Source organism: Lactobacillus sp. UCMA15818 (assembly GCF_030400225.1).
In the GTDB taxonomy this organism is placed as follows: Bacteria; Bacillota; Bacilli; order Lactobacillales; family Lactobacillaceae; genus Liquorilactobacillus.
In genome coordinates, this window is the sequence record NZ_VJYB01000010.1 from 15,279 (window position 1) to 40,344 (window position 25,066).

Here is a 25,066-nt window from a genome sequence, read left to right on the forward strand (position 1 = left end):
CAGGCTTTGGTTCGAGGGCGACCAAGCATGCTGGTTTGCCCTTTTTATTTGCTCTCATTATTTATAATAAAAAATGGGGAGATTTTAATTATGAAAAGACTTTATGGATTTATTGCCGCACTAGTTATATTTTTGGGAGTCGCCTTTTTTATGACACAAAACAACTCGTCAAATACTGCCGCAGCGAAGAAAAAAATACCTACTGTTGGAATCTTACAGTTAATGACTCATCCTGCACTCAATCAGATTCATAAGGGCTTTGTAGCTGGTTTAAAGGAATACGGCTATATCCCTGGCAAAAATATTAAGATTGACTTTCAAAACGCACAAGGTGATCAGAGCAACTTAAAAACCATGAGTACTAAATTTGCAAATGAGAAAGTTTCACTAATGGCAGGTATTGCCACTCCTGCAGCACAAGCTCTGGCTAATGTCGCTGGTAACAAAACGCCTGTCATTCTTGCAGGCATAACTAATCCATCTGGGGCTGGTCTAGTTAAAACTGATAAGCATCCTGGTGCTAACATCACTGGTACTTCAGGCGAATCACCATTAAAGAAGCAACTGGCATTGCTAAAGGCAGTGATGCCCAATGCCAAAACAGTCGGTATTATCTACACATCATCCGATCATGGTGGTACCTATAATGCAAAAAAATTCGCTGCACTTTGTAAAAAAGAAGGTATAAACTATAAGCTCTACACTATTTCAGGCACAAATGACATGCAGCAAGTTGCCGAACAAATGGTTTCACAAGTTGATGCAGTTTATGCTCCGCAAGACAACGAGGTAGCTTCGGCTATGAAAACCTTGGTTGAAGTTGCAAACACATCCAAGATTCCCGTATTTGCAGCTGCTGACACAATGGTTAAAGATGGCGGTATTGCATCATATGCAATCAGTCAATACAAATTAGGCAAAGTCGCTGGCGAAATGGCTGCACAAGTTCTTCGCGGCAGAAAAACTAAAAATTTCCCAGTTGAATATGTAACTAAGGGCGAATATGTAATCAACACAAAAGAAGCTAAGTTATTAGGAATTACGTTACCTGATGATATTGTCAAACAAGCACAAAACAAAGGAGAGGTTTTCAAATGAGTATGGTTGTCTCAAGTATTGGTCAAGGTCTCTTATGGGCTATATTGGGAGTTGCTTTATTTTTAACATTCCGTATCTTGAATTTTCCAGATATGACTGTTGAAGGAACCTTCCCGCTAGGTGCTGCTGTAACAACTGCTGCAATCACTCGTGGGGTTTCTCCTTTCCTCGCGTGCCTTCTTGGTTTTATCGCTGGCGCACTTGCAGGATTACTAACCGGATTGCTATACACAAAAGGCAAGATTCCTATCTTGCTAGCTGGAATTCTTGTAATGACAGCGTGTTTGTCCATCAACCTGCGAATCATGGGTGGCTCAAATATCTCTTTATTAGGGAAGCAGACTATTTTCTCAAATCATTTTCTTGAGTCACTTCCTAAATATTTTGATAGTGTTTTCGTTGGCTTAGTCACAGTAGCGATAATCACCATTTTATTAATGCTCTTTCTCCAGACCGAGTTGGGGCAGGCATTCATCGCAACCGGTGACAACCCAACGATGGCCCGTTCACTGGGGATTAACACAGACTCCATGACCATTATGGGACTAATGCTTTCTAACGGAATTATCGGTCTTGGTGGGGCTTTAATCTCCCAAAGCAATGGTTATGCAGATGTTAACATGGGAATTGGAATCATTGTGATTGCCCTTGCATCAATTATTATTGGGGAAGTTGTCTTTGGTGAGTTAACACTTAATCAAAGACTAATTGCTGTAACCCTAGGAAGTATTATCTACCGTTTTGTCATTTTGATTGTGTTACAGCTTGGCTTCAGTACAAACGATCTCAATTTACTGTCAGCAATAATCTTGGCTCTTTGCCTAATGTCGCCTGTATTAGGTAAAAAACTAAAATTGACTAAGATTCTCACTCAAGGAGGGAGTAGAAATGCAAAATAAACCCATTCTTTCTCTAAAAAACATCGTTACAACTGTAAATTCAGGAACTCCTTCTGAGAATATTATTTTAAGTAATCTAAATCTTGATATCTTTTCTGGAGATTTCATTACAGTTTTAGGTTCAAATGGTGCTGGTAAATCCACACTTTTCAATACAATTGCCGGTAATCTTGCAATAACTAGTGGTCATATTCTATTAAATGGAAAAGAGATTGCAAAGGAAACAGTTGAAAAAAGAGCACAATACTTAGGAAGGGTCTTCCAAGATCCAAAAATGGGTACAGCTCCCCGAATGACTGTTGCTGAAAACTTGAATTTAGCCCTGCGTCGAGGAAACTCGCGCAACTTAACACTTCGTCACTTAACTAGTCACAAATCGCATTTTAAAGAATTGACTAGTTCTATGAGCAATGGATTAAACACCAAGCTAGATGTTGCAACCGAGAGCCTTTCTGGTGGTCAAAGGCAAGCACTTAGTTTTTTGATGGCCATTATCAAGAAACCTGAACTACTATTACTTGATGAACACACGGCTGCATTAGATCCTAAAACAAGCTTTCAATTAATGGAAGAAACAAACAAGACCATCTCCGAGCAGCGCCTGACTTGCTTGATGATTACACATCACTTGGATGATGCGCTAAAATACGGCAATCGCCTAATTGTGTTAGATAAGGGTAAAGTTGTTTTTGATGTTGCTGGCCCTGAAAAAGAACAGTTAACCAAGGAACGACTCTTAAGCTTCTTTAACGACTTAATTGAAGCTTAGTATACAATTTAATTTTAAATAAATAAGGAGATAAGGCCAAAATATTGGCCCTACCTCCTTATTTATATCAGATGATTATATTCTATAAGTCAAAACTTTCCGTTTAATCAATCTACCTTGTAACTTTTTTAGACTTCAGTGTATTTCTTTTTCCGCTACTGTAAATCTAGCTAAATTTTCGAAATCAGGTTGATACCCCAACCCATTTTCTTTAGAGACATTTACAAATGTTCCATCAAGTTCAATTTCTGGCTTGATAATATCCGCATCATAATATCGATGTGAAGCAGCAATATCATTGGGTAATGTATATCCCGGTAGCGTTGCAATCGCAACATTTGCGGCACGAGCAATTCCAGAATCAAGCATTCCACCACACCAACACTCAATTCCGTTTTCAATAGCAAATTTTTGTATCTTTTTTGCCATACCTAGGCCACCAACACGTGCAACTTTAATATTAATAATCCTTCCACTTTTTAGTTTCAACATTTTTTCAGCATCGTCAAGACTCACAATGCTCTCATCCAAACAGATGCTTGTCTTCAATTGCGCTTGAAGGGTTGCATGGTCAATCAAGTCACCAGGTTCTAATGGTTGTTCAATCATTATTAAGTTTAAGTCATCTAATTTTTTCAGTAGCTCAATATCCTTTAGACGATATGCTGAATTTGCATCTGCCATTAACATAGCATTCGGGAACTGCTTTCTTACCGCAGCAATATATTCATAATCTTTACCTGGTTTAATCTTCATCTTAATCCGACGATAGCCATCTGCAATATATCCTGATACTGCTTTGACCAATGCTTCCGGTGACTCTTGTATCCCAATGCTTACACCCGTTTCAACTTTTACTTTGTTTCCGCCAAGTGCTTCTGCCAAAGTTTTATTATTTTGTTTTGCATAGATATCCCATAGTGCACAATTGATTGCAGATTTTGACATATTATTCATTCTTATATATGCAAAAATTTTATAAATATCATCTGGATGATTAATTTGTACATTCATTATTTTGGGAATCATTTGCTTTTCTAATAATTTCCAACTACCCTCCCTAAATTCCTCATTATAAAAAGGTATTTCCAGTGCTGAAGATTCTCCGTAACCCAATGTTCCATCTCGATCCTTTAATTCCAGAATTACACACTTTTTGTACTTCATTGCAGCAAAGCTTGTCTCGAAGGGTTTATTTAAGGGTAAATCAACTTTATACATCTTGACACTTTTAATAAACATTACACAAATCTCCTATCATTTCATTAGTTAATTTCTGCATCTTTTTTTGATTCTGCCATCTTCTTAGTATTGAATGTTAATGCAACAATGAATGATACTGCTGCAGCAGCTACCAAGAACAAAAATGCCACACTATATGAACCACCAAATTGTTCTACCAAAATACCAATTAAAATAGGTGCTAAAAATCCAGCTAATTGTCCACCAAAGTTAACAATGCCCACGGATGAACCATATGATTCCCTTGAAGCTAACTGTGCAAACAATGCAAAGCAACCACTAAACGCCATTGATTTAAAGAAATATGTCAATATTTCAAATGAAATAACCCAAGTTAGTTCTGTGGAATGGTACATACCAAACATGAATACAGTAGTCAACAGACTTGCTAAAGCAATAAACCATTTTTCTCTTCCTACAAAAAAATGAACCATTAAATAGCCGCTCAAAATAGCACCTACACCTGCCGCAACAGATGGTAAAGGAACCATCCAAGCAATCCCAGCTAGATTGATATGTCTTACCTGCAATAAATATGTCGGCATCCATGAGTCTAAGCCTTTTGTGATAACACTTAGACCAAAAACAACAATAACAAATTGCCAAATCATTTTGTCGAAAATAACCGCTCTTAATGGTACCTTCTGTGTAGTTTCAGCTAAGGTCTGATTCTGTTTTCTGATTGGTCTTAAGAGACAGAAGTAGACTACTACAAAAACCAGCCCTAAAATACCCATTAAATGAAAAGCATTCTTCCACCCAAAGGTTGCGATGATTGGTGCGATTAGAACAGGAGCAATCGCCGCACCAGCATAATTTGATGAAACAATTGCTGATGTTGCTTGTGACCGTGACTTATAGGTAAATTCTTCTGCTATTTGCTTCAAACTAGCCGAAGGAAATGCACCCTCACCTATTCCAAACAAAACTCTAATAACTAATAATGATGCAAGTGACCATGCAAAACCTGTTGTGATAGTAAAAATTGACCACATAGTAATTGCAATAATAACTGTCAACTTTGAACCAAATTTATCAGTAAGCCAGCCTCCAGGTATCTGCATAAAAGCATAACTGAAGAAAAATGCACTTGAAACAATACCTAGTTGTGTTGTACTTAAATGAAATTCTGTTCCAATATATGAAAGAGCAATATTTATTGCTGAACGATCAATAAAACAAATTATAAAGGCAATATAAATTAAAATAAAAGTTACTTTTGGTTTCTTTTTCTGATCCATTATTTGATCCATAATCATTTCTCCCCTACGTTTGACTTAAGCCAAATTTTGTATTAATTCATAAACTAAAGTAATACCCTCAATAAATGCCTTTTGGCTAATATTCTCATTCGTTGAATGATTAGCCTGATCAAAATTTGCAAGCGGCAATGTATATGCAGGTACTTTCAATACATCTGTCCAAATATAGTTTGGTACCGTTCCTGGCATAACGGGCTCTACTAAAGCCTTGCCATCTATTTTTTTCAATGCTTTACATATTTTTTTAATATCCGGTGCGTTACTTGCAGTATTACTTGTTGGAACTTCAACTAAATAATCAACTACAAATTCTTCTGAAAGAAGATCTTCCTTTAGTAATTGCTGTAATCCCTTTTTTATCTCAGTAATATTTTGTCTTCCTACCAACCTACAATCTATTTTTAGAATAGCTTGGTGTGGAATAATTGTCTTTATACCTTTTTCGCTATACCCTGCATTTATACCTGAAATATTAAAAGTAGGTTCAAACATTAACTTGTGATAATATTCTTTAGCATTACATGGTAATTTTTTTACACCGGTCTGTTCCTCAATTACTTCTTTTTCATAGGGTAATTCAGCCAACCAATTTTCTTCTTGCTGGTTTGGTTCCTTGACACCTTCATAGAAATTCGGAATCAATACTCTTTCCTGTGAAAAATCATATATCTTATTCAATATGTTAATAAGCTTTGCAGCTGCATTATCCATGACATTTCCCATATTGCCAGAATGATTATCATTTAGAGCGGTCTTAGCTCTGATTTCGAATCCAAATGCACCACGATTACCCAATCTCAAAATATGTTGTCCAAATTGATTAATTGAGCCATCAACCACAAAAGCTGAATCAACATTATTTAACGTCTTACTAGCTAGCTTAACAATTGTATCTTTTAAATGGGGACTGCCCTGTTCCTCTTCACCTTCAATTACCAATTGAATATTAAATGGAAAATTCCCATGAACCTCTTTGTACATATATAATCCAAAAATTACTGCCAATAGCTGCCCTTTGTTATCACCTGTTCCTCTGCCCCAATACCTATCGTTAGCTTTCTTCAAGGTAAAAGGTTCACTATTCCATTCATTAATATTTCCTGGAGGCATCACATCATAATGTCCATAGAATAATTTAGTTGTATCTGACTTACCAGTGACTGTTGCTACAATCAAAGGTGCACCATCCGTATTAATTATTTTTACCTTTGCAGCAAATAATCGGGTCAATAATCTATCTAGGAAAAAAACAGCAGCTTCTTGATCTTCATTGCCACTAGTACTTCTCAATCGTATAAACTTATCCAAAATATCTTCAAAGTATCCGATATGTGTCTCAATGAACTTTCTCATACTAAAACTCACCTCTTTTTAATTTAATTTTAATTTTAATAAAAATTATATTGCTATAGATTAATGTTGTAAAATACAATAAATGCAATAGACTATATCAGAAATGTTATATTAGGGAGGATTCAAAATGCGCCTTTTACAATTACATTACTTTATCGAAGTTGCTGAAACTCAAAATATCTCACAAACGGCTAAAAAGCTTCATATTTCTCAACCTGCCCTTAGCCGTAGTATTAAAGAGCTTGAACAAGATCTTGGTATCGAACTTTTTTCTCGTAATAAGCATTCGTTGGAATTAAACCCACAAGGAAAATCGTTTCACCATAATATCCGACAAGCACTTGAACTAATTGATGATGCTGTTGTAATCGCACAACGACTAAATGATTTGAAAGCACACAGTATTATTTTACGTGTACAGCGAACCTCACCTCTCATTCCAGAAATAATTCATCATATTAAAAAAATAGTTCCCGAGGTGGATATTCAGCTTGCCCAACATGGTTTGGAGAGTGACTGGTTGGACCGCTATGACTTTGAGTTTTCTACTTATCCAATTAAAGGCAATGAAAATATTTTGTTGCTTGATGAAGAAATACTAATTGCCACAAGTACTAATTCTGAACTCGCTTCTTTTAACACAGTTAATTTGAATCAATTGAAAAACAGAAAAATTATTATGACCAATCCCTCTCCATTAAGAGGGATTATTGAAAATTATTTTAGAGAATCCAAGTTTGCAATTAAGCCTGAATTTGTAACGAGTGATCTAAACACCTTGTTTGGTTTGATTTCAGAAAATATTGGAATTGGTTTTATTCCCGAAAAATCTTGGAATATGCCAGTTAAACCTAAAATTCATCTAGCACATTTTGAACCAGATATTTTAAAAAGAAAGCTTTATTTAAGTTATTTACCCTCACTAGAAGAACGAAAATATCATGTTAACGTAAAGAATGCTATTTTGAAATATTTTGAAGAATTGGGAAAATCATAATTCTTTATTTTACACTGAAAAGAGTGTGTCATAAGTTGGGAAAATTTGAGTCCCAACTAGAAATTACGAACATAGCGAGTACTTTGCTATGAGTAATTCGAAGTTAAAGGGAGTTTTGACTTATGAAACATGTTTACTCGTAATAAATAAAGGAACTGAATCAAAAATTAACTTTTGACTCAGTCCCTATCTATTTTAAGAAATATTAAATTTACAATTTACGAAAATTTTTTTAAAAAAAAGATACTTCCAAAATTGGTAGCATCTTTTTTCATCAATTTAATCTGCTCAATCATACTAAATCATTTTGTTTTTTCAATACTAAACACTGGTCGTACCAAAATACCCAACAGTACTACACCTAATGCTGCAACCACTATGCCAGCAAGAAAACTTCCAGCTAAGAAAATTCCTAATGCAGTTGTTGCAACTAACCCAAAGATAGTCAAAAAGATTCCTAGTTTCTGAATCATATTTAGACGATTAAATTCTCGATAAAAACCTACTTCCAAGAGTAAAACACCAATAACTGCGATAGTTCCGAATAACACGTGTCCAAATACCATAATTATTTCCTCCTCTTTTTTAACTCTTTGAGTTTAAAACATTGATATATCCTTGAGTATATCAATCATTTTAGTATCCCGTCAAGTAGATTGTGTAAAATATTTTTTAGTGATATTTTCTCATCAACTCAGCCAGGTGAACTTGTTGTGTAACAAATTCATGAGTACGACAAATATAATCATGTTCACGACCGATTTTTGCAATATAGCCATTGATATAGTCAACTTCTGTTGGCCTTCCTTTAGAAAAGTCTTGATACATAGACGGATAATGATACTTAAGTGCATGGCTTGTAGTTGTAACTGAATCAATCTCCTCTTGTCTAGTTTCAATCAGATAAATTCCAGCCCGTTCGCACGCATCATATGCTTCATCAAATAATTGACGTGCCATCTGAGGAACACCTTCATACTCAATAAACTGACCCATTTGGACTTCAAACATCGTACACAACGTATTTACAACAGCATTAAAAACCACTTTTGACATGCACATTCCAAGATAATCTGCAACAACAATTGGCCCTAAGTATGCTTTTTTCAAATCCGCAACAAAATCTGTAATCTCTCCTGGAACACTCTTGCTTGCATACATGGCAAGATGCATAACTTCTGCACCTTTTGCTCCCATAAAATCAACATCTGCTGGTCCATCTAACCTTGTGGCAATCATTGCAGTCCCGCAAATTATTTTCTCAGGTGAAAAATATTGAGCGATTTTTTCAAAATGACCCATTCCATTCATCGCAGAAAAAACATATTGATCATCATGAAAAAGTCCTGCTTTGGCATCACGTGCGAGTTCTTCTTCCAGCTGCATTTGTTTTTTAAAAACTATCCATACATCGGGATGACCTTGATATTCTTCTGGATAATAAATATTAATTGGAACAACCCTCCGATTTTCATGGTCTCTGGCTACTGAAACTCCACCCAACTCACGAACTTTCTCTACATTTGGTTCCCAAGTATCAATGAAGTCAACCTCAACACCTGCATTCTCCTGTAACATAACACCATAACGATAACCCATTGCGCCTGCACCAATAACTCCATACTTCATACTATCAACATCTCCTTTTTTTTAATACAAAAAACGCCCTTAGATTGATTGTATCATCAATCCAAGGGCGTTCGTAAACGCGGTACCACCTTTTTTGAACTAAAAAGTTCATCTTACAGGAAATAACAAAATTGTTATTCCAACTTTATAATGGAAGTATCCATCTTACCTCTGAAAGCAAGCTCTCAAATACAACTTTCGTAAAATAGTTTTGATATGTTTGCACCACCACATACTCTCTAAGCAAAACTAAGTCATTAATCTTTGTAGTTGAATAAACTAGTCTATTAATATTGGTATTAGTTTATTCCAAGAAGTTTAAGATGTCAATCTTTTTTTAATAAAAAACTAATTTTAAATTCATTTTACATATAATCATCTTTTCTTTCAAAAGCTATTGACTACAGCAAAAAAAAGTATTAGACTTCAAACATATTAAAAAAAGATGAGATAGCGTGTTGATGAGAAGCTTTATTAATTAGATGGATTTAGCGAACCTAATCTTGGTGAAAGTAGGTATCCTAGATTAATAAAAATCATCTCTGAGCGTAGTGGTCGAAATTTGCAGCAAATAAGTAAATCACTTTGGGGGCACCCATTATAGTGCTGACGAATTGATTTTTAGTTCGAATAAAGGCTCACATCGTGAGTGAACAAAAGGTGGTACCACGCGAGGGCGTCCTTTAGACATTTGTCTATTGGACGTCCTTTTTTTCATCTTCATCATAAAATATTACTAGGAGGAGTCTTCATGAAATTTACAGTATTAGGTTCAGGCGCTATGGGTTATCGCTATGGTGTTTTACTTCAAGAAGCGGGCAATGAGGTTGAATTTGTTGATACTTGGAAACCAAATGTTGAAGCAGTCAAAAAACAAAACGGTGTCTTTGTATCACGTGATCATAAGAATAGGCAGCTCACTCCTATCAAGATGTTTTATCCTGAAGAATATACGGGTAATCCTGACGTATGGGTAGTTTTCGCAAAACAAATGCAACTTGAAAGTCTGCTCCAACGAACAGCACCTAAATTCAACGAAAATCAATATGTCTTAACATGTATGAATGGAATGGGACACGTTGAAAAGCTGTTAAATTATTTTAAACCCGAAAAATTAATTGCTGGAACTGCCCTTGTCGCTACAGTCTTGAATGGACCTGGAGATGTCGATTTTATTGGTGCACGTGGAGCCGGAACAATGAATTTGGCAAATTATACTGAAAAGCCGGATGAGCTGACACATAAAATTGTAACAGAACTTGAAAAAGCACAATTCAATCCGACCTTAACCACTAATTTCTTAGGGACCTTAATGGCCAAAGTTGTTTTCAATTCTGTTGTCAACACATTATGCACACTCTTTGAAATCACCATGGGAGAGTTTGCAAGCTATCCCGGTGCCGATGAACTGAGTCGCCAATTGATTAATGAAGCCTACGACATCTGCGAACGTGCAAACATTACCATGATTAACTCACGTCAAGAAGAATTAAATAGTGTTAATTATGTGTCAAAAGTTGCTAATCCGCTACATTACCCTTCAATGTATCAAGACATGTCACACAATCGTCCAACTGAAGTTGATTACATCAATGGCTATCTCGTTGATCTTGGTAGAAAATACCGTTATGAAGCCTCAACACATGCATTCCTGACTCATTTGGTTCACTTAGCAGAACACACACGCCATCATTAAAGAGACTCAAACAAACATAGGAAAAAGATGTATGACACAAACTGATAATTTCGAATTAAACGGAAATTTTTGACTTAGAGTATCCGCTTATCCAGAATCAAAAAAAGCTGAAGCAAAATTCAAAATTTGCCTCAGCTTTTTTCTGCCTTATATTACTATATTTTTATAATGCTTCTTTAATTGCTTTATTTACACTCTCTCCTTGTTCAGCAATTAACTTAACACGGCTTTCAATTACACTTGTATCCATCTTAATTTCACGTGTCAGTCCAGGAACCTCCAGCTTAGGTTCAAAGAAGTCTTTAAACTCAAACAGTCTTTTCTCGGTACGCAAAACGCGGGCAATTACTGTGATAAAAGTCGTAAACTCCATGTCGCCACCAACAGTAGCTTCCAACCATTGCCAATCATTTCTAATCCAGTCCCAGGCTAGCTGCTCACCTTCATCATTTGATAATACCCCTGCAAACCAAGCACGCAAATCTTGTGGCTTAATTGTTTCTGAATCTTCAAATTTGTCAACAAGTTCCCTAAGAATTACTAAATCTTTGGTACTTGTTAATGCTCCACAAATATCTGCTTTATAGCTTCCATCTGCTGATTGACGGTACTCTGCCAATAACTTTTCGAATAATTCATGGCTACCGAAACTTTTGACTTCATTTATTAATACTGCCGCGCGGACATCCGCCTGTAAACCTGATAATTGGGTTTGATTTGCAGTAAACAACTTATGAGCTTGAGCAACGGCTGTCTCATTGTCACCATAGATTGCTGCACCAACAACATAAGGCCTCGTTAATTGATCATCAACCGATTCATTTGTTTTTTGAATCCAACCTAAGCGTTCAACTTGGTGTGCACTTAATTTAACATACAGCATCTTTAAATTTTGTTCTTCTGGAGTATGTGGTGCCGCAAATTTACGCAGATTTCTCGCTACACTGTACAAAGAAGTGTTGACTAATGCATATTTACTATCTGCAAACTTGCCAAGTAATGGCACAATTGTTTCATATGAAACCTGATTACCCTCAGCCAGCAAACGCAAGTCTTGAAGAATTTGCAATTGTGTGATCGAATCAAATTCCGTAACATCCTGTAAGATATCATTCAACAACGTATCATCATATCTGATAATAAAGTGTGAGCTATTACCAACATTGATTCGCAGCGGTTCACCCTTTTGTTCCCGCAAATGCTGGTACCCAGCAATTGTAACTTCATTTTTCGACATAATTGTAGGAACTTCTTCGTAGTTACTGTTCAGTGGAATTTGCCATTGACGTCCCTCATCATGGCCTTCACCAATAAAAAACTGTTTCTGTGACAGGACAATATTGTCATCTACAACTTTTGCAGTTACTACAGGATAACCCGGTTGCTCTAGCCAAGAGTTAATAATCTTTAACACATCTATTCCTGATGCTTTGCCTAGTGCTTTCCATAAATCAGCACCGGTTGCATTGCCGTATTGATGTTCTTCAAAATAGTCTTTCAAACCAGCCCGCAATGCAGTATCGCCGATTAGTGCTCTAACCATCACTAACATTCTGGCTCCCTTAGCATAGACAATTGCACCATCAAATAATGCATCAATCTCAGCAGGATTTTCAACTTGAACATGCACCGATTGAACACCATCAGTTGCATCTCTTTGCAATGCTGCAGGAACTTCCGCCGCTTGGAAAGTCTCCCAGATTCCCCAATCTGGCTCTAATGCATCAATTGCCACATACTCCATCATGTTAGCGAAACTCTCATTCAACCATAAATCATCCCACCACTTCATGGTTACTAAATCGCCAAACCATTGATGAGCTAGCTCATGAGCGATTACAGTAGCAACAAGTTGCTTCATGTCTAGTGAAGTATTATCTGGGTCAAGTGTCAGATAGGCTTCACGATAAGTCACCAAGCCCCAGTTTTCCATTGCTCCTGCCGAAAAGTCAGGTAACGCCAATTGCCATGAATGTGGCAGTGGATATGGTGTTTCATAGAAATCTTCATAAAATTCAATTGAACGTTTTGCAATATCCAAGCCAAAATCTAATTCATTAGCCTTATGTGCTTTTGTTGCAAAAACCCCAATCTTAACCCCACTTTTAGTCTCAGCATACTTGCCTTGCAAGTCCCCAAACGCAAATGCCACCAGATATGTTGACATCCGAACAGTCGTATCAAAATAGTGTACACCAGCTTTAACATGATTTTCAGGCATATTAGCCAGTGTCAATTCTCCTGGATGTTCATCATATTTCAAAGCTAAATCAAATGTTGCTTTCGCCTCAGGTTCGTCAATACAAGGAAATGCTTGGCGCGCAAAATTTGTCTCGAACTGGGTCCCAATAATCTGTTTTTTGACACCATCAACTTCATAGTAAGAAGGATAAATACCCATCATCGAATCAGTTAATTTCGTCTCATAATCAATCTTGATTTCAATTTCACCCGGTTTATCTACAGTCAGACGAAGAGCCTCACTAGCCGTATCAATCTCAAATTTACTTTGTTTCCCATTTACCTCAACAAGACTAACCTTCAGATTTTTTTGATGAATTGCAATATTTGTGCTGGTTGCGATTCCCGTAATCTTGGTTGTCCCATTTATTTTCTTAGTCTTACGATCTATCTCAATGTAGATATCATAATGTGCTGGTTGGAAATCATTGTAGAATTGTGCTATTTCAGTCATATTTTCTCCCCGCTTTATCAGAATATAATTATTATACATCCTTATAGTACTAACTTGAAACAGACAAGTTTCATATCCTTTACTTTTGAAGCCCTAAATTGTCGATAACTTAAATAAGCAACAAATCCACAATGAAATAGTTACTTTCTGCAGTTTTATTGCCAATAAAGTTAAATTTTTGACCTTTATTCAAGGACTGCTACTTTTATCGTATCTTCTAGATTTCTGAACCATTATTCTGTATTACTTCTTTATACCAGTAAAACGAGTCTTTTGGAATTCGTTTCAGAGTCCCGTTTCCTTGATCATCACGATCAACATAGACAAAGCCGTATCGTTTCCTCATTTCGCCGGTTCCCGCCGATACCAAATCAATGCATCCCCACATTGTATACCCTAATAAATCAACACCATCAATCTCAATTGCGTCTTTCATTGATTTAATATTCGCCTTTAAATATTTAATTCGATAATCGTCATGTACTTCTCCATCTTCAAGAACATCAGCCCAACCTATCCCATTCTCGACGATCCAAAGAGGTTTATGGTATCTATCCCACAATGTGTTTAACACTATCCGCAGACATTCTTGATCAGTAGCCCATCCCCAAGCATTAGTCTCCAAATAGGGATTCTTTATTCCATTAATTCCCATGTTTCCACTTGCCTTTGCTTCTTCTTGATGTGTTGTGAACACAGAAGAACCATAACATGAAAAGCTTAAAAAATCGGCAGTGTATTTCGCAAGCAGCTTATAATCTTCGGGACTATCATCAAGTACAATTCCTTCTCGTTCATATTTTTTCCAGCGATACTCAGGGTACTTTCCGCCAGTTTGTACATCCGAGTAAAATAACATTTTCTGATTCATTTCCATAATTTTAACTTGGTCAACTGGGTCACATGTATAGGAATATAGGGGTTGATAAGCCAACATTTGTCCTACTTTAATTTCCCGATCAATTCTATGCGCAAGTTTAACTACTTTTGCACTAGCAACAAATTGATTATGTGCGGCTTGAGCTCGGTTTTGTGGTGTGGGATTAAGCACACCTCCTGCAATATAAGGGGCCAAGTCCATCGCATTAATCTCGTTAAATGTTAACCAGTACTTCACTCGATCATGATAACGTTCAATTACAATAGACGAATATTTTTCAAAATAGTCAATTAATTTACGGTTAATCCAACCACCATATTTGACAGATAAATTAAGCGGTGTCTCATAATGGGACAAAGTTACTAATGGTTCGATTCCATATTTCTCTAATTCATCAAATACCTGATCATAAAACTCTAGACCTAACTCATTAGGCTGCTCATCATCCCCGTTTGGGAAAATTCTTGCCCAATTAATTGATAATCGATATACTTTAAATCCCATTTCGGCCATTAAAGCAATATCTTCTTTGTAGTGATGATAAAAGTCAGTCGCTGTATGACTCGGGTAGTATTCATCTTCAAGTACTGTAGGAGTTGCATCCATCGGTAGCTCGAATTTCTTACCCCACATTACCGGGGTATGCCCTTTTTTATTTGTTTTCTTGTCAATCCATGTAACCTTTCGTGCTTCAGTATGTGAGCCATTAGTTAATACATCTGCGGTATTTAAGCCTTTGCCATCCTCTAAGTACGCTCCCTCATACTGGTTAGCAGCAGTAGCTCCACCCCACAAAAAATTTTCTGGAAAGCCCATTCTTTGTCACCTCTCGCTGATTAAAATTATGGTCCATTAAGCCATTAATTCTTCTGCTTGTTTCAAAACTTTTGCACCATTCATCATCCCATATGCCTGCATATCAATTACATCCAGTGGAATTTTTTTATCAAGTAACTTCTTACTAACATCATTCTTCATGTATCTAATCTGCGGCCCTAATAAAACAACATCAATTTCTTTTTCTATTAACTTTTGACTAATTTCGGACGCCGAGATTGCAAAAATATCATATTCTTTGCCTTGTTCCTTTGCTGCACCTTGCATCTTAGCGACAAGCATACTAGTACTCATACCTGCTGCACAACATAACATAATAGTTTTTTCACTCATAATAAACATATCCTCTCTTCATCATTTTTAAATATCTATTTACACACTTATTTTACATTATTTAGATAGCGCTTTCAACCTTTCTAAGATTTATAAAAAAATAGAGCTGTCTTTTAAACAACTCTAGCAAAGAAGAACTCTTATCTAGTTTTCAACCCAACTATTGCTTCAAATACACATATGCTTGCTGTGCAGCCTGTCTTCCAAAAACAACTGTTTCTGCAATGGAGTTGCCTCCGATTCGATTATTACCATGTAATCCACCTGCAACCTCTCCAGCAGCGAAAATTCCTGGAATCACATATCCATTTCCATCTAATACTCTGGTCTTCTCATCAACATGGACCCCACCCATTGTATAATGGACTGCTGGTGCAACATGAATTGCATAATATGGCCCTGCATCTAATTTGATGTTCATTCCTGTTTTTCTGCCAAATTCGGTATCCACTGTGGTTTCAACTGCCTTATTCCATTCTGATAAAGTTGAAACTAAGTTCTTACTATCAATTTTTAAGATTTCAGCCAATTCAGCAATTGTTGGTGCACTCTTTATCAATCCTATATGATTATAGAATTCAATTGCCTTAACACGTTTTCTGACTTTTTCATCAAAGATTAGGTACGCACTCTTTTCTGGTAAAGCAGTAATTGCATGTGAAACAATTTTTCTTGTATCCAATTCATCAACAAATCGTTTTCCTTTTGCAGATACAAGAATGGCCCCTTCACCACGAACCGTTTCGCCTATCAGATATGCATGCGGTGTGTCTTGTTGCACTGTCGGATGAATTTGAATCATTTCCATCTGAATCAATTCCGCGCCTATTTCTTGTGCCAGCAACAATCCATCCCCCGTTGCACCACTTTGGTTGGTCGTCTTATAATTCATCAATTCTGGACGATATTTCTTGATCCATTCACTGCCAGCCCCAAAGCCACCGGTTGCAATGACAATCGACTTCCCCGTAATCGTCTTTTGCGTCTTATCATCCAGACTGATAACTACTTGCATATCAGCCGTATTCTTCTTTATATGTTCAACCTTAACTTGTGTAAATAGAGGAATTTTCTCTCTCTGAACAACACCTAACAGCCCTTTAATTAAATATGCTCCAACTGGTGCAGTTGAAGCTGGCCGATGTGCTCTTTTTTTGCTCATTCCACCTGTAATCGTTAGATCCGTCAACTCTATATTGTGCGAAGAAAGCCATTCAATCGCCAATGCAGCATGCGTAGTAAAATATTCCAACATTTCTTGGTTATTCAGCTTTCCTCCACCTTGATATGTCTCATTATAGAATTCAGCAAAACTGTCAACTACTCCATGTGTTAATTGTACTTCCGTTTCGGCAGCATTCATGCCAGATGATGCACGATTAGTATTACCTCCAATCTTATCCATTTTTTCTAGAATAACTGGTTTGAGTCCAAGTTCATTTGCTTGGATTGCGCAAGTTAGGCCCGTACTGCCGGAGCCTATTATTATTACATCGTAATCTGCTTTAAGTTGCTCAATTGGGCTAGATGTGAAAACGAACTTTTCAGGCATTCTTTTTTCTCCTCTCATTTTTAGCACTATTTACATTTAAACTTTCTATTCCTACACACACTCTTTACTTTGAGTTAATTTGTGTCATCTTCTTAGGATCTACCCATTTATCAAAATCACTTTCTGAAATCTCTCCCGAGTCTAATGCCACTTCTTTCAATGAAAGGCCTTGCTTTTGTGCCTTTTGTGCGATCTCAGCACTTTTATGATATCCCAAATGCGGTGACAAAGCTGTAACAGTCATTAGTGAATTATCTACTAAAGCTGCCATTTTCTTTTCATTAACTGTCATTCCAGCAATCATTTTTTCATTAAAGCCATTGACGGTAAGCGCCAGCAAGTTCGCTGATTCCAGAAAAGCCTCAATAATCACAGGTTTATAAACATTCATTTCAAAGTTTCCTTGTGATGCTGCCACTGAAATTACTGTGTCGTTGCCAATCACACGCACAGCTGCCATCGTTAGTGCCTCGGCCTGCGTAGGATTAACTTTACCTGGCATGATTGATGATCCAGGCTCATTTGCCGGAATATTCAATTCACCATACCCAGCACGAGGACCGCTTGCTAAAAACCTAACATCATTTGCAATTTTAAGCAAATCTGCCGCCAACGTTTTTAGTGTCCCATGTACAGCGTTTATCGCTGAGTGTGCAGCTAATCCATAAAACTTATTATTTTTCACATTGAATTTGCCTTGATAATATTTACTAAGCTCATCATTTACAATTTCAGTAAATTCTTTTGTTGTGTTCAGCCCTGTTCCTACCGCAGTTCCTCCTAGCGGCAATTCATACAAACTCTCCTTTGTACCATTGATAAACCCTAAATCATGCTCCAACATGCTTACCCAACCGCTAATTTCTTGACCAAAAGTCAATGGCGTTGCATCCTGCAGGTGTGTTCTCCCTATCTTTACAGTCTCCCAATAAAGATCTTGTTTATTCTTTAACGTGATAGTTAGTTTCTGAACTTCTGTAATGACATTCTTCAAAGCCTGAGTCGCTGCAATATTCATCGCGGTAGGGAAAACGTCATTAGAACTTTGACCCATATTAACATCATCATTTGGTAAAATTTCTAGACTGGAATTAAGCTGCTTCGCCATATGGGCGATAACTTCATTAACATTCATATTCGTTTGTGTCCCGGAACCGGTTTGATAAACGCGCAATGGAAAGTCACGCCTTAATTCTGCATCTTCAAGCTGTAATAAGGCATCAGCCGACTTGATAATTAAATCACTTTTTTCTTCAGTCAGCTTTCTTAGTTGCCCATTAGCCACTGCGGCGGACCTTTTAATTACTAATAATACTCTAATTACATCCAAAGGCATCTTGTTGCCCGCTTTGAAATTTTGCCTACTTCTCTCAGTTTGTGCCCCCCACAGGACATTTACAGGAATATTAACAGGCCCAATTGTATCGCTCTCAACTCTAAAATCCACTTTGTTGCAACTCCTTTTATATGATAGTTTGTTAAGTTTTACACAATAAATTTTACAAGGGAGCTGAGTCAAAAGTTATATTTTGATTCGGTTCCTCTTTTATCTATTAAGAATAAACGTGTTTCATAAGTCAAAACTCTCCGTCTAACTTAGAATCATTCATAGCAAAGTTTTCACTATGTTCATAATTTTGAGTTAGTTTTCAAATTCCCCCGACTTTGTACTGCCTTCATATTTTCTACTATTTTAAATTTTCAAGTTCTTTAAATTCAGCATCCGTTAGTTCAATCTTAGCTGCTTTTAAATTCTGCACTGCATGTTCCTTTGACTTAGTACCAGGAATTGGCATTACGACTGCACTCTTTTTCAATAGCCAAGCCAGCGCAATCTGCGAAGAGCTTGCATCGTATTTATCTGCAATCTTCAGCAATCTTTTATCTTTACTTAACTTTCCTGTTGCAAGTGGGAACCATGGAATAAACGCCAAATGATTTTTTTCAGCAAACTCCAATACATCTTCATCAGCACGGTCAATCAAATTATATCTATTTTGAACAGATACGATTGGAACAATCTTTTGTACTGCCTCAATTTCAGGAATTGAAACTTGACTCAACCCAATATGCTTAATCTTTCCTTCACTTTGCAATTCCTTTAGAACATTGATCTGATCTTCAAGAGGGACCGTCTTGTCAATTCTATGAAGCTGTAGAAGATCAATTTGCTTCAATCCCAATGAAAACAAATTTAATTCAACCTGTTGCCTTAGATAATCCGGACGGCCATTAGGGGTCCATTGCCCTGGCCCTTGTCTTGTAAATCCAACTTTTGTTGCTACCATTACATTGCTATCCGGCCGCTGTTTCAATGCTTCTTTCAAATAAAGATTGGCGAAAAAAGGCCCATACGAATCTGCAGTATCAATAAAGTTAACACCATTATCAATTACAGTTGTGATTACCTCCACAGCATTTTCAACGTCTTTAGCAGGTCCCCAAACACCCTCACCAGGCAATTGCATTGTCCCATATCCTAAACGATTGACCTTCGAACCACTGCCAAAATCAAAGAATTGTTCCATGTGCAGTTCCTCCTTTTTATTTATATATTGATGATACATCAGATATCTTCAAGAATTGTTACAGAAGCGTTTCTTTTTTATTTTTTTAAATTTCTGATAGATTCTCATTGTTTTTCCTAACCCCCAGTGCTATATTTAAGACAATATGAACATATACTCATATCATCATAGAGGGGAAGTAGGAGTATGGAACAATCTAATAACACTAACTTAAGATTCTTATCAGTCACGACTCTAAATATTTTAATTACTTTTTTTGAATTAGTTGGCGGCCTACTTTCAGGCAGCCTTTCACTGATTTCTGATGCATTTCATAATTTTAGTGATACTTTTTCAATTGTTTTAAGCTATTTTGCTAATGCTATCGGCCACAAAAAGGCTACTCCTAAAAACTCCTATGGTTATCGCCGTGCAGAAATTCTAACTGCTCTGCTCAACTCAATCATATTAGTATTAATCTCTTTATTCTTATTATTCGAAGGAATTAATCGTATTCAGCATCCTGAAGCCGTCAAGGGTGCAATCATGTTTTGGGTGGCAGTCGTTAGTTTTATTGCTAATTTAGGTGCTGCTCTCTTGTTACATGGCGGAGCAAACAATAATCTTAATATTAAAGCTACTTACTTACACCTGTTAAGTGACTCCCTTGCCTCAATTGGAGTAATAATTGGTTCCATTTTTATTTACTTTTTTAATCTCACTTGGATTGATCCTGTTATTACTATTTTAGTATCACTCTATATTGCTTATGAATCTCTCCCAATTATCCAGCAAACATTCAGAATCCTTATGGAAGGATCACCCGATATTAATGTCGAACACGTTAAGAATGATTTGTTAGCTATTCCTGAAATAAAGGATGTTCATCACTTTCATTCTTGGTCAATTAATGAAAATGAGCTAATGGCATCTGTACACGTCAATCTGCCCGATTTGCCACTGAGTGAAACCGAGAAGATATATAGCAGTATTGAAAGCATATTAAAAGATAAGTACAATATTAGTCATGTTACAATTCAAGCTGAATGTACCCGTGGCCTAAAAAAGGCGATGTGCCTATCCAGTGAGGATGAGAATAGCAGCGTAAACAACAAATAGAAACACGTTTCAATGGAGGTTGTATTTATACGGAAAATGAGGCTAGGTCAAAAGTTAATGTTTGGCCTAACCTCTCTATTTATTCCGTATAAACGTGCGCCATAAGTCAAAATCCTCCGTCTAACTTCGATTTCCCGTATGGCACACTCCCCGCTTATTCATAACAAAACTATTATATACAATGTTTCAAATCTAATTTTTACTTAAAAACTAAGAACTACTGAATGGCTCATTTATTTTCATTCAAAAACTCTAAAGCAGCTTGGTAATCCGGCTCATTTGACTGTTCAACAATCAACTCGCGGTATGCTACTTCACCATTAGGATTGAGAATCCAGATACTACGGGCATCAATCTTTCCATCCTCTACGAAAATTCCTACTTTTTTCCCAAGAGAACCTTCTGAGTCCGAGAGTAATTTCATCTTTGCAACACCTTCAGCAGCACACCAATTTTGTTGTTGTTCACTAGTGTTAGTTGAAATAGTCAAAAAGTTAATATTTGGAAAATTATCTATATCTCCATTGAATTTTTTTGTCGAAAGACTGCACACACGGGTATTAATATCTGGAACAACACTGATTAGCGTATAGTTTCCGCTGAGATCTGCTTTTGTAACAGTCTCACCTTGTGTACTTCTTAATTCGAATTCTGGAAAACTACTTGCAATGCTTGTTGGTTCTCCATTAGTAGTTGCTGGTTTTTCATGTCTGGTTATCTTCATTTTGACCATTCCTTCCATAACTTAATTGTCTCAATTGTATGCTAGAAACTCCCTGATAGGCAAAATATTTGTTCTGCTAAAAATTACATTTATACAAAAAAATATCTCTACCCATCTTGTCTTATAAAACCGTTATATTTATACTTAGATTGCACTAAATAATTATCTTCTGAAGGGAGTCATTACTCATAAAAACAACTCGCAAATTATTTTATATCACTTTGGGTTCATTATTATATGCAATTTCAATAAATTATTTTCTTATTCCCACAAGATTGGGTGAGGGTGGAGTTACTGGCCTGACAACCATTGCTTTTTATACATTACAAATTCCTGCATACATAACGAATCTTGTTCTTAACAGCATCTTATTATTGATTGGATTGAAATATCTCAAGCGAAAAACAATTTTATTATCACTTTGGGCAATTATTTGGCTTTCTATTTTTCTAAAGCTTCCCGTTATCTATATTTATCATACACAACAAACTATCATTCCAACTATTGTCGGTGGTGCTTTAACCGGAATTTCTATGGGACTGATTTTAAACTCAGAAGGATCTATTGCAGGTAGTACTATTTTGGGAAGAATTCTTAATCAATATCTTGGAATACCTATAGGTTCAGCCACACTTTTCTTTGACTTGATTGTTGCGATTCCATCCGTATTCATTATCGGATTTGAAAACATGTTGCTAACAGTTCTTGAGCTATACATCTCTGCCAAAATAACAAACCTTGCTCTAGAAAGATTTGGTTCAAAAAAAGTAATTCAGATTATTTCATCTCACAACAATAGTATTGCCCAAGCTATCTCCGATTCACTAGGGCAAGGTGTCACTTTATTGCAAGCTACTGGCTTTTACAGTCAATCAGAAAAACCCATTATATATTTTGTCTGTACTTCTAAAAGTCTTGTAAGAATTATCCCTCTCATAGCAGCCACTGACCCCTCTGCCCTAATCATCACTGAAAATGTTCGCAGTGTGCGTGCAGTTGACATATATCGTCTACTTTAGTTGTAATCTTATTGTAATAATTTATCTTAGTAATTATAGTTCATATTATAATATTCTTTTGCTATACTGTAATTATTCTTATATGTCAATATTGAAATTAAATTTTAAAAAAGAATTTATTTAAGGGGGGAATTTTTTGAAAAAACGTAGGGAACGAATTGCTCATCAAAAATATTTACAGCAAATCAAGCATATCAAAGGCATCAGCCGAACTGCTTCATACGTTGGAACGGGGTTTTTGCTTGGCTCAGCCGCTCTGCCAATTTTTAAAGTAAAAGCCAACACCACAACTTCTCAAAATGCTGTCACTTCTGCTGCTGGATCCATAAGCACTGATGCATCAAGCAGCACTCTGACTTCGAATACAAGTTCTGCCAGTTCAACTAATTCAGTCGCTTCAAGCACTGAAAGTACATCTAGTTCTGCAGCAGAAAGCACTGCTAATTCAAGTAGTAGTGCTCAGAAGTCTTCCGTTGTATCTTCTAGCAGCTCAAGTTCGCAAGATTCTGCGGCCTCATCTTCTAGCAGTTCAGCTAATACGGCGATTTCATCTGCAAGTGCCATTACTTTAAATACGTCCTCTTTGACATCTGCTCCCGTAAAAGTATCTGCTTTTATCAATAGTATTGCTAGTGCGGCACAACAGGTTGCACAGCAGTATAATCTCTATGCATCTCTAATGATTGCGCAAGCTGCAACTGAGAGTGCTTGGGGTACTAGTTCTTTATCTACCAGAGCTCATAATCTCTTTGGTATTAAGTATTCTGGATCTGGCAGTTATATCACTATGAATACATCGGAATATTATAGTGGTACCTACCATACGGTTTCTGCCAAGTTTCAGTCATATAGCAGTTACAGTGACTCGTTAGTTGCATATGCAAAGCTAATATCTAATAATTTCAGCAATTCGACCAAAGCTAATGCAGCTTCAGTTTCAATTGCCGCATCTAACCTTGCCAAGGGTAAGTATGGTACATATGCAACTGACCCTACTTATGCTACGAAACTTTTGTCTATTATTAGCCAGTACAACTTAACAAAATACGATACTACTAATTCGAACAGTTCTAATACTAGTTCTTCTAATTCTTCATCAAGTTCTAGTAGCTCCAATGATAATAGCAGTTCCGGTTCCTCTACTTCAGATAGTTCGACCACCTCATATATCGTTAAGTCTGGTGATTCTCTCTGGGCTATTGCTAACAAGTACGGGATTTCTGTTGCTAACTTGAAAAGTTGGAATAGTCTTTCTTCAGACACTATCTACATTGGACAAGCTTTGAAAGTTTCAGCTTCTTCACAATCCAGCAGTAGCAGTTCTAGTTCAAGCAGTTCTAATTCAGATAATTCAAGTAGCTCTGCATCCTCTACTGCATCTACTTATACTGTTAAGTCTGGTGACTCGCTCTGGGCTATTGCTAACAAATATGGTGTTTCTGTTGCTAACTTGAAGAGCTGGAATAGTCTTTCGTCAAGCATCATCTATATTGGACAAGCTTTGAAAGTCTCTAATTCTTCACAGTCCAACAATAGCAGCTCTAGTTCAAGCAGTTCTAGCACGAATAATTCAAGTAATTCTACATCTTCTTCTACGTCTAATTATACTGTTAAGTCTGGTGACTCACTTTGGGTCATCGCTAACAAATATGGGATTTCTGTTGCTAACTTGAAGAGCTGGAATAGCCTTTCTTCAGACACTATCTACATCGGACAAGCTTTGAAGGTTTCAGCTCCTTCACAATCCAGCAGTAGTAGTTCTAGTTCAGGTACTTCGAATTCAGGAAATTTCTCGGCCTCCACAACAGCTAGTTACACTGTTAAGTCCGGTGACTCGCTCTGGGCTATCGCTAACAAATATGGTATTTCTGTTGCTGACTTGAAGAGCTGGAATAGTCTTTCTTCAGACATTGTCTATATTGGACAAGCCTTAAAAGTTTCAAATACTGCTTCACAGTCCAGCAGTAACAGTTCTAGTTCGAACAACTCAAATAATTCAAATAAGTCGAGCTCAGAAACTTCTGCTACTTCGTCAACTTCTGCTTATACTGTTAAGTCTGGTGACTCACTCTGGGCTATCGCTAATAAGTATGGGCTCACAGTAACTAAGTTAAAAGAATTAAATTCTCTGAACACTAACACTATTTATATTGGACAAGCCTTAAAAGTCTCAAATACAGCCGCAACAACTAATAGCAGTTCTAGTTCATCTACTTCTGCAATGGAAAAAACTTATACAGTTAAATCTGGCGATTCCTTATGGCAGTTGGCTGTTAAATACAACACAACTGTTACACAAATCAAGTCCACGAATCACTTGAGTTCCGATACTATTTACGTTGGGCAATCATTAACAATAAAGTAACTGCTAAATACATGCGGGGCTGGGTCAAAGTTAAATTTAAACTTTGACCCAGCCCCGTTATTGATTTTCCATATAAACAAACATGTGCTA

General features: G+C 36.7%; 20 protein-coding genes. 8 read left to right on the top strand and 12 right to left on the bottom strand.

What is annotated here, in order from left to right:
• Positions 1 to 90 precede the first annotated feature (90 nt).
• The 3 genes from trpX to FFX44_RS09940 are packed head-to-tail and all read left to right on the top strand — an operon-like array spanning position 91 to position 2,766.
• Entirely contained in the window at positions 91 to 1,098 is a 1,008-nt protein-coding gene (trpX, locus tag FFX44_RS09930) for a tryptophan ABC transporter substrate-binding protein (protein WP_289980532.1), read from the top strand.
• Positions 1,095 to 1,997 (top strand): ABC transporter permease, encoded by a 903-nt coding sequence (locus tag FFX44_RS09935; RefSeq protein WP_289980535.1) that lies wholly within the window; start codon positions 1,095 to 1,097, stop codon positions 1,995 to 1,997. The genes trpX and FFX44_RS09935 overlap by 4 nt, the downstream gene beginning before the upstream one ends.
• Positions 1,987 to 2,766 (top strand): ATP-binding cassette domain-containing protein, encoded by a 780-nt coding sequence (locus FFX44_RS09940; protein ID WP_289980536.1) that lies wholly within the window; start codon positions 1,987 to 1,989, stop codon positions 2,764 to 2,766. Before FFX44_RS09935 ends, FFX44_RS09940 begins: the two co-directional genes overlap by 11 nt.
• 135 nt (positions 2,767 to 2,901) lie before the next feature.
• Here FFX44_RS09940 and menC read toward each other — a convergent pair whose 3' ends face one another.
• Genes menC through FFX44_RS09955 form a run of 3 tightly spaced genes read right to left on the bottom strand, consistent with a single transcriptional unit; the run spans position 2,902 to position 6,623 of the window.
• A complete protein-coding gene (menC, locus tag FFX44_RS09945) occupies positions 2,902 to 4,008 on the bottom strand; it encodes an o-succinylbenzoate synthase (RefSeq protein ID WP_289980538.1) in 1,107 nt (368 codons plus the stop codon).
• Between the two features lie 23 nt (positions 4,009 to 4,031).
• Positions 4,032 to 5,261 carry an MFS transporter gene (locus FFX44_RS09950; protein WP_289980541.1) on the bottom strand — a complete coding sequence of 410 codons (1,230 nt, stop codon included), beginning with the start codon at positions 5,259 to 5,261 and terminating at the stop codon, positions 4,032 to 4,034.
• Positions 5,262 to 5,285: 24 nt separating this feature from the next.
• Positions 5,286 to 6,623, bottom strand: coding sequence for a M20/M25/M40 family metallo-hydrolase (locus FFX44_RS09955; RefSeq protein WP_289980543.1), 1,338 nt, complete (start codon positions 6,621 to 6,623; stop codon positions 5,286 to 5,288).
• Between the two features lie 127 nt (positions 6,624 to 6,750).
• On the opposite strand from FFX44_RS09955, the gene FFX44_RS09960 reads away from it, so the two are divergent.
• On the top strand, positions 6,751 to 7,620 hold the full coding sequence (locus tag FFX44_RS09960; protein ID WP_289980546.1) for a LysR family transcriptional regulator: 870 nt from the start codon (positions 6,751 to 6,753) through the stop codon (positions 7,618 to 7,620).
• Between the two features lie 302 nt (positions 7,621 to 7,922).
• Here the strand turns inward: FFX44_RS09960 and FFX44_RS09965 are convergent, their stop codons facing one another.
• Together FFX44_RS09965 and FFX44_RS09970 are read right to left on the bottom strand one after the other, a co-directional pair.
• Positions 7,923 to 8,186, bottom strand: a complete 264-nt coding sequence (locus tag FFX44_RS09965) for a hypothetical protein (protein WP_289980549.1) — start codon at positions 8,184 to 8,186, stop codon at positions 7,923 to 7,925.
• 106 nt (positions 8,187 to 8,292) lie between these two features.
• A complete protein-coding gene (locus tag FFX44_RS09970) occupies positions 8,293 to 9,249 on the bottom strand; it encodes a 2-dehydropantoate 2-reductase (protein ID WP_289980550.1) in 957 nt (318 codons plus the stop codon).
• 751 nt (positions 9,250 to 10,000) lie between these two features.
• On the opposite strand from FFX44_RS09970, the gene FFX44_RS09975 reads away from it, so the two are divergent.
• On the top strand, positions 10,001 to 10,945 hold the full coding sequence (locus tag FFX44_RS09975; RefSeq protein WP_289980552.1) for a ketopantoate reductase family protein: 945 nt from the start codon (positions 10,001 to 10,003) through the stop codon (positions 10,943 to 10,945).
• 163 nt (positions 10,946 to 11,108) lie between these two features.
• On the opposite strand, the gene FFX44_RS09980 is transcribed toward FFX44_RS09975, so the two are convergent.
• From FFX44_RS09980 to FFX44_RS10005, 6 genes are all read right to left on the bottom strand, one after another.
• On the bottom strand, positions 11,109 to 13,640 hold the full coding sequence (locus FFX44_RS09980; protein WP_289980554.1) for a M1 family metallopeptidase: 2,532 nt from the start codon (positions 13,638 to 13,640) through the stop codon (positions 11,109 to 11,111).
• Positions 13,641 to 13,857: 217 nt separating this feature from the next.
• Complete coding sequence (locus tag FFX44_RS09985; protein ID WP_289980555.1) at positions 13,858 to 15,336, bottom strand: family 1 glycosylhydrolase; 1,479 nt, start codon at positions 15,334 to 15,336, stop codon at positions 13,858 to 13,860.
• 36 nt (positions 15,337 to 15,372) lie between these two features.
• Positions 15,373 to 15,690 (bottom strand): PTS sugar transporter subunit IIB, encoded by a 318-nt coding sequence (locus tag FFX44_RS09990; RefSeq protein ID WP_289980556.1) that lies wholly within the window; start codon positions 15,688 to 15,690, stop codon positions 15,373 to 15,375.
• A gap of 160 nt (positions 15,691 to 15,850) precedes the next feature.
• Positions 15,851 to 17,242 (bottom strand): flavocytochrome c, encoded by a 1,392-nt coding sequence (locus tag FFX44_RS09995; RefSeq protein WP_289980558.1) that lies wholly within the window; start codon positions 17,240 to 17,242, stop codon positions 15,851 to 15,853.
• A 64-nt stretch (positions 17,243 to 17,306) separates the two neighbouring features.
• A complete protein-coding gene (locus tag FFX44_RS10000; protein WP_289980560.1) occupies positions 17,307 to 18,689 on the bottom strand; it encodes a class II fumarate hydratase in 1,383 nt (460 codons plus the stop codon).
• Between the two features lie 241 nt (positions 18,690 to 18,930).
• Complete coding sequence (locus FFX44_RS10005) at positions 18,931 to 19,770, bottom strand: aldo/keto reductase (protein ID WP_289980562.1); 840 nt, start codon at positions 19,768 to 19,770, stop codon at positions 18,931 to 18,933.
• A 186-nt stretch (positions 19,771 to 19,956) separates the two neighbouring features.
• Here FFX44_RS10005 and FFX44_RS10010 point away from each other — a divergent pair, with 186 nt between their 5' ends.
• Positions 19,957 to 20,868, top strand: a complete 912-nt coding sequence (locus tag FFX44_RS10010; RefSeq protein ID WP_289980563.1) for a cation diffusion facilitator family transporter — start codon at positions 19,957 to 19,959, stop codon at positions 20,866 to 20,868.
• 229 nt (positions 20,869 to 21,097) lie between these two features.
• On the opposite strand, the gene FFX44_RS10015 is transcribed toward FFX44_RS10010, so the two are convergent.
• Positions 21,098 to 21,592 (bottom strand): peroxiredoxin, encoded by a 495-nt coding sequence (locus FFX44_RS10015; RefSeq protein WP_289980566.1) that lies wholly within the window; start codon positions 21,590 to 21,592, stop codon positions 21,098 to 21,100.
• A gap of 188 nt (positions 21,593 to 21,780) precedes the next feature.
• Here FFX44_RS10015 and FFX44_RS10020 point away from each other — a divergent pair, with 188 nt between their 5' ends.
• Together FFX44_RS10020 and FFX44_RS10025 are read left to right on the top strand one after the other, a co-directional pair.
• Positions 21,781 to 22,611, top strand: a complete 831-nt coding sequence (locus tag FFX44_RS10020; RefSeq protein WP_289980610.1) for a YitT family protein — start codon at positions 21,781 to 21,783, stop codon at positions 22,609 to 22,611.
• Positions 22,612 to 22,747: 136 nt separating this feature from the next.
• Positions 22,748 to 24,976, top strand: coding sequence for a LysM peptidoglycan-binding domain-containing protein (locus FFX44_RS10025; protein ID WP_289980568.1), 2,229 nt, complete (start codon positions 22,748 to 22,750; stop codon positions 24,974 to 24,976).
• Positions 24,977 to 25,066 lie beyond the last annotated feature (90 nt).

What these genes read in the sequence shown, in the direction of transcription:
- FFX44_RS09980 (WP_289980554.1), bottom strand. Translation starts at nt 13,640, where the DNA reads ATGACTGAAATAGCACAATTCTACAATGATTTCCAACCAGCACATTAT.
- FFX44_RS10005 (WP_289980562.1), bottom strand. Translation starts at nt 19,770, where the DNA reads ATGGAACAATTCTTTGATTTTGGCAGTGGTTCGAAGGTCAATCGTTTA.
- FFX44_RS09935 (WP_289980535.1), top strand. Translation starts at nt 1,095, where the DNA reads ATGAGTATGGTTGTCTCAAGTATTGGTCAAGGTCTCTTATGGGCTATA.
- FFX44_RS10015 (WP_289980566.1), bottom strand. Translation starts at nt 21,592, where the DNA reads ATGAAGATAACCAGACATGAAAAACCAGCAACTACTAATGGAGAACCA.
- FFX44_RS09975 (WP_289980552.1), top strand. Translation starts at nt 10,001, where the DNA reads ATGAAATTTACAGTATTAGGTTCAGGCGCTATGGGTTATCGCTATGGT.
- FFX44_RS09955 (WP_289980543.1), bottom strand. Translation starts at nt 6,623, where the DNA reads ATGAGAAAGTTCATTGAGACACATATCGGATACTTTGAAGATATTTTG.
- trpX (WP_289980532.1), top strand. Translation starts at nt 91, where the DNA reads ATGAAAAGACTTTATGGATTTATTGCCGCACTAGTTATATTTTTGGGA.
- FFX44_RS09940 (WP_289980536.1), top strand. Translation starts at nt 1,987, where the DNA reads ATGCAAAATAAACCCATTCTTTCTCTAAAAAACATCGTTACAACTGTA.
- menC (WP_289980538.1), bottom strand. Translation starts at nt 4,008, where the DNA reads ATGTTTATTAAAAGTGTCAAGATGTATAAAGTTGATTTACCCTTAAAT.
- FFX44_RS09985 (WP_289980555.1), bottom strand. Translation starts at nt 15,336, where the DNA reads ATGGGCTTTCCAGAAAATTTTTTGTGGGGTGGAGCTACTGCTGCTAAC.
- FFX44_RS09970 (WP_289980550.1), bottom strand. Translation starts at nt 9,249, where the DNA reads ATGAAGTATGGAGTTATTGGTGCAGGCGCAATGGGTTATCGTTATGGT.
- FFX44_RS10010 (WP_289980563.1), top strand. Translation starts at nt 19,957, where the DNA reads ATGGAACAATCTAATAACACTAACTTAAGATTCTTATCAGTCACGACT.
- FFX44_RS09995 (WP_289980558.1), bottom strand. Translation starts at nt 17,242, where the DNA reads ATGCCTGAAAAGTTCGTTTTCACATCTAGCCCAATTGAGCAACTTAAA.
- FFX44_RS09950 (WP_289980541.1), bottom strand. Translation starts at nt 5,261, where the DNA reads ATGGATCAAATAATGGATCAGAAAAAGAAACCAAAAGTAACTTTTATT.
- FFX44_RS09965 (WP_289980549.1), bottom strand. Translation starts at nt 8,186, where the DNA reads ATGGTATTTGGACACGTGTTATTCGGAACTATCGCAGTTATTGGTGTT.
- FFX44_RS09990 (WP_289980556.1), bottom strand. Translation starts at nt 15,690, where the DNA reads ATGAGTGAAAAAACTATTATGTTATGTTGTGCAGCAGGTATGAGTACT.
- FFX44_RS09960 (WP_289980546.1), top strand. Translation starts at nt 6,751, where the DNA reads ATGCGCCTTTTACAATTACATTACTTTATCGAAGTTGCTGAAACTCAA.